The sequence below is a fragment of the Bradyrhizobium genosp. SA-3 genome, from assembly GCF_004212635.1.
Taxonomy (GTDB): Bacteria; Pseudomonadota; Alphaproteobacteria; order Rhizobiales; family Xanthobacteraceae; genus Bradyrhizobium.
This window is the reverse complement of the sequence record NZ_PSRT01000247.1, coordinates 1-6,115: the sequence shown is the minus strand read 5'-3', so window position 1 is coordinate 6,115 and position 6,115 is coordinate 1. Positions and strand designations below refer to the sequence as shown.

Genomic DNA, 6,115 nt, shown 5'->3' with positions numbered 1-6,115 from the left:
ACGAGCATACGCTACGACCCGAAATCCTTTGGGCTGAACGGCAAATCCAACACCTTCCATTCCCCGTACAAGGCGGCTGGCAGCATCTTGTAGGGCTGGCAGTTCTGGAGCGCGCTCATTGCGGACTTCACCAGGGCCACGCCCTTCGCCGATGGCGGGGCCGCCATCAGGACCGGCTCGCGCGCCAGCGTACCATCCGTGGCGAGCACCGTGCGCAGCTTGATGTGGACGTTGTCGCTCGGCGCGACCCCGGCCGGCAGCTTGGCGCAGCTTTTGAGGTGACGGCGCAGCTCGGCGATGACCTCGGGTGGAAGCTTGGCGGCGATCGAATCCTTGGCGTCGCCGCCGTCGTCCTTGGGAGTGTCCTTGGGCAGCTCCGTCGGCAATTCAGGCGGCAGGCCCAGCATGACGCCGTATTTGACGGTGACGTCGGGCTCCGGCGCCTGGTAGGCCGGCGGTGGCGCAGCCTGGGGCTGCTGCATCGCCTGTGACGGTGGCGGCTGTATCGGTGGCTGTGGCATCGCCGGTGGCAGCGATTGCGGCATCGGCTGAGGCTGGGCTTGCGGCGGAGGCTGTTGCGGCTGTGCGTTGGCCTCGCGCGACTTCGGTGACGGCGAAGGTTGCTGCTGCGCGGAACGTTGCGGCTCGGGCGAAGCCTGCGGTGATGGCGATGGCGCGACCTGCTGCTTGGCCGCCGCATCCGACTTGTCGGTGAAATCCAGCTTCGGCAGTTTCAGATCGGGCGTCGGCTCCGGCGGCTTCTCCTTTGCCGTCTCCTTGGTCTCCTGCTCCTTGATCTCTTCCTTCACCTGCTCCGGCGTGACGATGTCGACCGAAACAGTCTCGGGCGCCGCGGCGTGGAACGGATGGACCTCGCTGATCAGGATGATCAGCGCCACCAGCGTCAGATGCGCGATCGCCGACGCCGCGATGTCCGTCCGTATGATCTTCCGCAGTTCCATCGACTGATCTTGGGTTGCCGTCGCGGTCCTAGCATACCCCAGGCCCCCCTCAATCCCATTTCGGCGCGAAGCCGAAATCGGTCAGTCGGCCCTTGGGTTGGGCCAGCGCGGCGATCCGGCTCATCTCGTCCTCCGACAGCTCGAAATCGAAGATCTCAATGTTTTCCGACAGGCGCTCGACGCGCGAGGTGCGCGGGATCGCAGCGACATTCTGCTGCACCAGCCAGCGCAGGCACACCTGCGCCGGCGTCTTGCGATGGGCGCGGCCGATCTCCGCGAGCGTCTGGTCGGTCTTGATGCGACCCTTGGCGATGGGACTGTAGGCGACGAGTGCAAGACCATGCTGGTCGCAGGCCGCCCTCACCTTCGCCTGGTCGAGATAAGGGTGATATTCGACCTGATTGCAGGCGAGCGGCTCGGGCGATAACGCCACCGCCTGCTCGATCAGCGCCACCGTGAAATTGGAAACGCCGATGTGGCGGGTCAGGCCCATGCGCTTCGCGTGCGACAGCGCTCCAAGCGTCTCCGCCAGCGGCACGTGCGAATTCGGCCAGTGCAGCAGCAACAGGTCGACGGAGGGAAGCCGCAGGCGGGCGAGACTCTCCTTGACCGAGCGCTCGAGATCGTGGGGCGCGAAATGGTTGGTCCAGACCTTCGTCGTGAGGAAGATGTCGTCGCGGCGCACGCCCGAGGATCGCAAGCCGTCGCCGACCTCGCGCTCGTTGTCATAGACCTGCGCGGTGTCGATGTGGCGATAGCCGAGCCGCAGCGCCTGCTCGACCACGCGCGCGGCCGGCCGGCCGTCCAATTCCCAGGTCCCGAGCCCGATCGCCGGGATCCTTGCACCATTGGCCTCGACGAACAGCATGAGGAATCCTCTCTGTTGCGGCAGCCGCAAATCATCCAGGCGTCATTATGGACCCGGCCCATGCCACTGCCAACGGAAGCCCGCGGCAGTTCGGCCGGATATTCGGGGCAATGCTAACGGGACGTTCGCGTCGAGCTCTTGGCGTCAGGCCTTGGCCGTCAGACCTTGGCGAGCGCCTGGAACACCGTATCCGGCGCGTGCGCGATCACGGCGAGCAGCGCGCGGGCCGGTCCCCGCGGGGCGCGCTTGCCCTGCTCCCAATTGCGGATGGTCTCGACGGGAACGCCGAGTTTTGCGGCGAACTCCATCTGGGTGAGACAGGCGCGGCGGCGCAAATCGCGGACCGCGAGCGGGCCGGTGTCGCCGAACGCGGCATTGGCCGCCGGCTGGACCGGAAACTCCTGCCCGTCCCGCAATTCGACGATCCGCCCGTCCGCCTTCAGCCGCAACCGCATGCTCATTCCCCCAAGCACGGACGATGATGCGGCAGGTGGCTTAAGTTCGGATTAAAGAGAGCGGCTCGGTGGCGCTGCGACGACGCCTCGTGCCGTCATTCCGGGGCGCGCGGAGCGCGAACCCGGAATCCATCGTGCGCCAGGGTACGTCGACAAATGGATTCCGGGCTCGCGCCAAGTGGCGCGCCCCGGAATGACGGAACGGAGGCGCCTCCTACTTCAACCCGAACCAGAGCGTCGCAATACCGAGGAAGGAGAAGAAGCCGACGACGTCGGTCACGGTGGTGACGAAGGTGCCGGACGCCACCGCCGGGTCTGCCCTGACACGGTCGAGCGCCATCGGGATCAGGATGCCGCCGAGCGCGCCGGCGATGAGGTTGCAGACCATCGCAAGCCCGATGACGATGCCGAGGCCGGGGATCTTGAACCAGGCCACGGCCGCGATCCCCGTGATCACGGCGAAGGCGAGACCGTTGACGAGGCCGACCAAGCTCTCGCGGATCACCACGCGCCAGGCGTTGAAGGAGCCGAGCTCGCGGGTCGCCAGCGCCCGCACCGCCACCGTCATGGTCTGGGTCGCGGCATTGCCGCCCTGGCTCGCCACGATCGGCGCCAGCACGGCGAGCGCGACCATCTTCTCGAGCTGGCCCTCGAACAGGCCGAGCACGGAGGATGCCAGGAACGCGGTGGCGAGGTTGACCAGCAGCCAGTTGAAGCGGCCGCGGGCGATGGTGAGAAACGTGTCCGACAGCTCTTCGTCGCTGGTGACGCCGCCGAGCGCCTTGAGGTCCTCGTCCGCCTCCTCCTCGATGACGTCGACGACGTCGTCGACGGTGATGACGCCGACCAGGCGGTCCTGGGTGTCGAGCACGGGCGCTGCGACGAGATTGTACTTGCCGAACATGCGCGCTACCTCCTCCTGGTCCTCCAGGACGGAGACGCGGCGGCGATCCTCGTCGGTCAGCTCGGTGAGCGGCACCGGACGGCGCGCGCGCAGCAGCACGTCGAGCGGCACCGCGCCCTGCCAGTGCTGGTCCTTGTCGACGACGTAGATCTCGTAGAAGCGGTCGGGCAGGTCCGGCGTCTCGCGCATGTAGTCGATCGCCTGGCCCACGGTGAAGTCCTGGGGCACCGCGATGAACTCGGTCTGCATCCGGCGGCCGGCGGAATTCTCCGGGTAGAGCAGGCTGCGCTCGAGCGCGACGCGCTCGCGCAGCGGCAGCTTCTCGAGAATTTCCTCCTGATCCTCGGCGTCGAGGGTTTCCAACAGCTCGACCGCGTCGTCGGATTCGAGCTCGCGGACACCTTCTGCGACCGTCTCCGGCGGCAGTTCCTCGAGGATCTCCTCGCGCACGGCCTCGTCGACCTCGTTCAGCGCGGAGAAGTCGAAGGCGCGCCCGGTCAGCTCGACCAGGCGGACGCGGTCGACGGGCTGCAATGCGCCGATCAGGTCGCCGAGGTCGGCCTCGTGCAGCTCGGCGACGATCGCGCGCAGCTGTGCGGAGTCTGCGGCCTCGATCGCATGCGCGATCTCCTCGACGAATTCGTGCCGAATTTCGCCGTCTTCATTGCGCATCGGCACGTGCTCGAGTACCGAATCCGCAGCGGGAGGGGCAACGTCCATTTGTTCATCCATGGCGCGCCTCGCCGTTTGACAGGTTGGATCAGATGGTCTGGGCTGACGGCTCAGGCAATACCCACAAGCGAACTGCGAGCGCAATGACAAAGATGCATCGGCCGGAATGGACCTCGATGGCGCTGGGCGCGGTGCTGGCCGGCCTCGTCGGCGCGACCTCGCTTGAAGCCGCCGAGTGCCCGCGCAAGGACGCGCTCGGCACCTCGCGCGTTCTGAGCGTCGACGCCAAGACCACCCCGCGCGTGGGCCTGAAGAGCTTTCCGCAGACGCTGCCGCTCGCCGATCGTGAGGTCGTGTTGACCTTCGATGACGGCCCGCATCCGCCGACCACCTCGAAGGTGCTGGCGGCGCTGGCGCAGGAATGCGTTCGTGCGACCTTCTTCCTGATCGGCCTGCACGCCTCCCAGCATCCAGACATGGTCAAGCGCATCGCCAGCGAGGGCCACACCATCGGCCATCACACCTTCTCGCACCCGTTCATGGCGCGGCTTCCGCTCGACAAGGCGAAGAGCGAGATCGACCGCGGCATCGCGGCCGACGAGCTGGCGCTGCACGGGGTGTCGACCACGACGCCCTCGACGCCGTTCTTCCGCTTCCCCTATTTCGAGGCGACGCCAGAACAGCTCGACCTGCTCCAGGCGCGCGGCATCGTCGTGTTCGGGGCTGACCTCTGGGCCAGCGACTGGAACGAGATGACGCCGGAGCAGGAGTTGAAGCTCGTCACCGAGCGCCTTGCCGCCAGCGGCAAGGGCATCATCCTCTTCCACGACCCCAAGGCGCGCACGGCGGCGATCATGCCGGCCTTCCTGCGGTATCTGAGGGAGAACGGCTACCGGGTGGTTCACGTCGCGCCGGCAGGTCCAGTGCAGAAGCATGCCGACGCGCATTGATGCCGGAATGTCACGCCGGCGCAAAATGGGGTGATTTGGGCTCTATTAACACTCTGTTCATGCTAGCCCATGCAAATGATCGGGGGACCTGTCGTGGGAAAGGGTTCTTTGCGCCTGAACCGTTTTTCAGACGTCTCCGACCTACTAAGGCGGCAATCGCATATGGGGGCAGACGAAGGTTCATGATCGGAAGTAGCGTTGTGTCGCGGACGCGATCGTGGAGCGCCCTTGGCCTGTTGCTGGGATTGCTGACCACCGCTTCGCCGGCGGCGCTCGCGGCCGACTGTCCCGGCCATCCCGACGCGCTCGGGACCTCCCGCACCCTCGTGGTCGATCCGCGCGAGCATCCGCTGATCGGCACCATGCAATATCGCGAGACGCTGCCGCTGAAGGACCATGAGGTGGTCCTGACCTTCGACGACGGTCCGCTGCCGAAATATTCCAACCAGGTGCTCCAGATCCTCGCCGACGAGTGCATCAAGGCGACCTTCTTCATCATCGGCAACCAGGCCAAGGCCAATCCGGAAGGGGTGCGCAAGCTGGTGGCGGCGGGCCACACCGTCGGCACCCATAGCATGGACCATCCGCTGACGTTCGACCGGATGCCGATCGAGAAGGCCGAGGCCGAGATCAACGGCGGCATCGAATGGACCTCGGCCGCGATGACCGATCCGTCCAAGCTTGCGCCATTCTTCCGCATTCCCGGCCTGATGCGCGCCGAAGGCGTCGAGAACCACCTGATCTCGCGCGGCATCCAGGTCTGGAGCGCCGATTTCCCCGCCGATGATTGGCGCCATGTCTCGTCCGACCGCGTCTATCAGCTCGCGATCCAGCGCCTGGAGGCCAAGGGCAAGGGCATCCTGCTGCTGCACGACATCCAGGCCCGCACGGTGGCGGCGCTGCCGAAGATCATCCGCGACCTCAAGGCGCGCGGCTATCACATCGTCCATGTGGTGCCTGCAACTGCCGATCGGCCGGCCACACCGACGACGCCAGTGGAATGGCTGCTGCATCCGCCGACCGAGACGACGCCGATCGCGCGCTGGCCGCGCGTGCCGAATTTCGTGTTCGCGCAGACCCCGACGCTGCCGGCGCCCGCTCTTGCCGATCTCAATGCGCAGACCGAGCATCAGCCGCTGCTGCCGCACCGGACCATGGCGCAGGCGAATGTCGCGGCCACCCTGCCCGTGCCGGACCGCGACCTGTTTGCGATTCCCGAGGGCTCGGTCGAGGTGCTGCTGTCGACGACCCTATCGCGGCGCGCCGCGACGCGGCTGGCCATGGCAGCCGAGAGGCCTCATGCG

At 66.6% G+C, this 6,115-nt stretch carries 6 protein-coding genes; 2 read left to right on the top strand and 4 right to left on the bottom strand.

Features of this window, described 5'->3' with window-relative positions; translation table 11 throughout:
• Positions 1 to 11 precede the first annotated feature (11 nt).
• The 4 genes from CWO91_RS41125 to mgtE form a co-directional block, all read right to left on the bottom strand.
• Positions 12 to 962 carry a hypothetical protein gene (locus CWO91_RS41125; RefSeq protein WP_130221014.1) on the bottom strand — a complete coding sequence of 317 codons (951 nt, stop codon included), beginning with the start codon at positions 960 to 962 and terminating at the stop codon, positions 12 to 14.
• Positions 963 to 1,011: 49 nt separating this feature from the next.
• Positions 1,012 to 1,830, bottom strand: coding sequence for an aldo/keto reductase (locus CWO91_RS41120; RefSeq protein ID WP_130221013.1), 819 nt, complete (start codon positions 1,828 to 1,830; stop codon positions 1,012 to 1,014).
• Positions 1,831 to 1,988: 158 nt separating this feature from the next.
• Positions 1,989 to 2,291, bottom strand: coding sequence for a helix-turn-helix domain-containing protein (locus CWO91_RS41115; RefSeq protein ID WP_130221012.1), 303 nt, complete (start codon positions 2,289 to 2,291; stop codon positions 1,989 to 1,991).
• A gap of 208 nt (positions 2,292 to 2,499) precedes the next feature.
• Entirely contained in the window at positions 2,500 to 3,921 is a 1,422-nt protein-coding gene (gene mgtE, locus CWO91_RS41110; RefSeq protein WP_130221011.1) for a magnesium transporter, read from the bottom strand.
• 116 nt (positions 3,922 to 4,037) lie between these two features.
• Here mgtE and CWO91_RS41105 point away from each other — a divergent pair, with 116 nt between their 5' ends.
• Both CWO91_RS41105 and CWO91_RS41100 read left to right on the top strand, forming a co-directional pair.
• Positions 4,038 to 4,811 carry a polysaccharide deacetylase family protein gene (locus CWO91_RS41105; RefSeq protein WP_130221015.1) on the top strand — a complete coding sequence of 258 codons (774 nt, stop codon included), beginning with the start codon at positions 4,038 to 4,040 and terminating at the stop codon, positions 4,809 to 4,811.
• Between the two features lie 182 nt (positions 4,812 to 4,993).
• Positions 4,994 to 6,115, top strand: a 1,122-nt coding sequence (locus CWO91_RS41100; RefSeq protein ID WP_130221010.1) for a polysaccharide deacetylase family protein, incomplete at its 3' end; no start/stop codon positions are given.

Coding starts and splice junctions, on each gene's coding strand:
- CWO91_RS41125 (WP_130221014.1), bottom strand. CDS start 962: ATGGAACTGCGGAAGATCATACGGACGGACATCGCGGCGTCGGCGATC.
- CWO91_RS41105 (WP_130221015.1), top strand. CDS start 4,038: ATGGCGCTGGGCGCGGTGCTGGCCGGCCTCGTCGGCGCGACCTCGCTT.
- mgtE (WP_130221011.1), bottom strand. CDS start 3,921: ATGGATGAACAAATGGACGTTGCCCCTCCCGCTGCGGATTCGGTACTC.
- CWO91_RS41115 (WP_130221012.1), bottom strand. CDS start 2,291: ATGAGCATGCGGTTGCGGCTGAAGGCGGACGGGCGGATCGTCGAATTG.
- CWO91_RS41120 (WP_130221013.1), bottom strand. CDS start 1,830: ATGCTGTTCGTCGAGGCCAATGGTGCAAGGATCCCGGCGATCGGGCTC.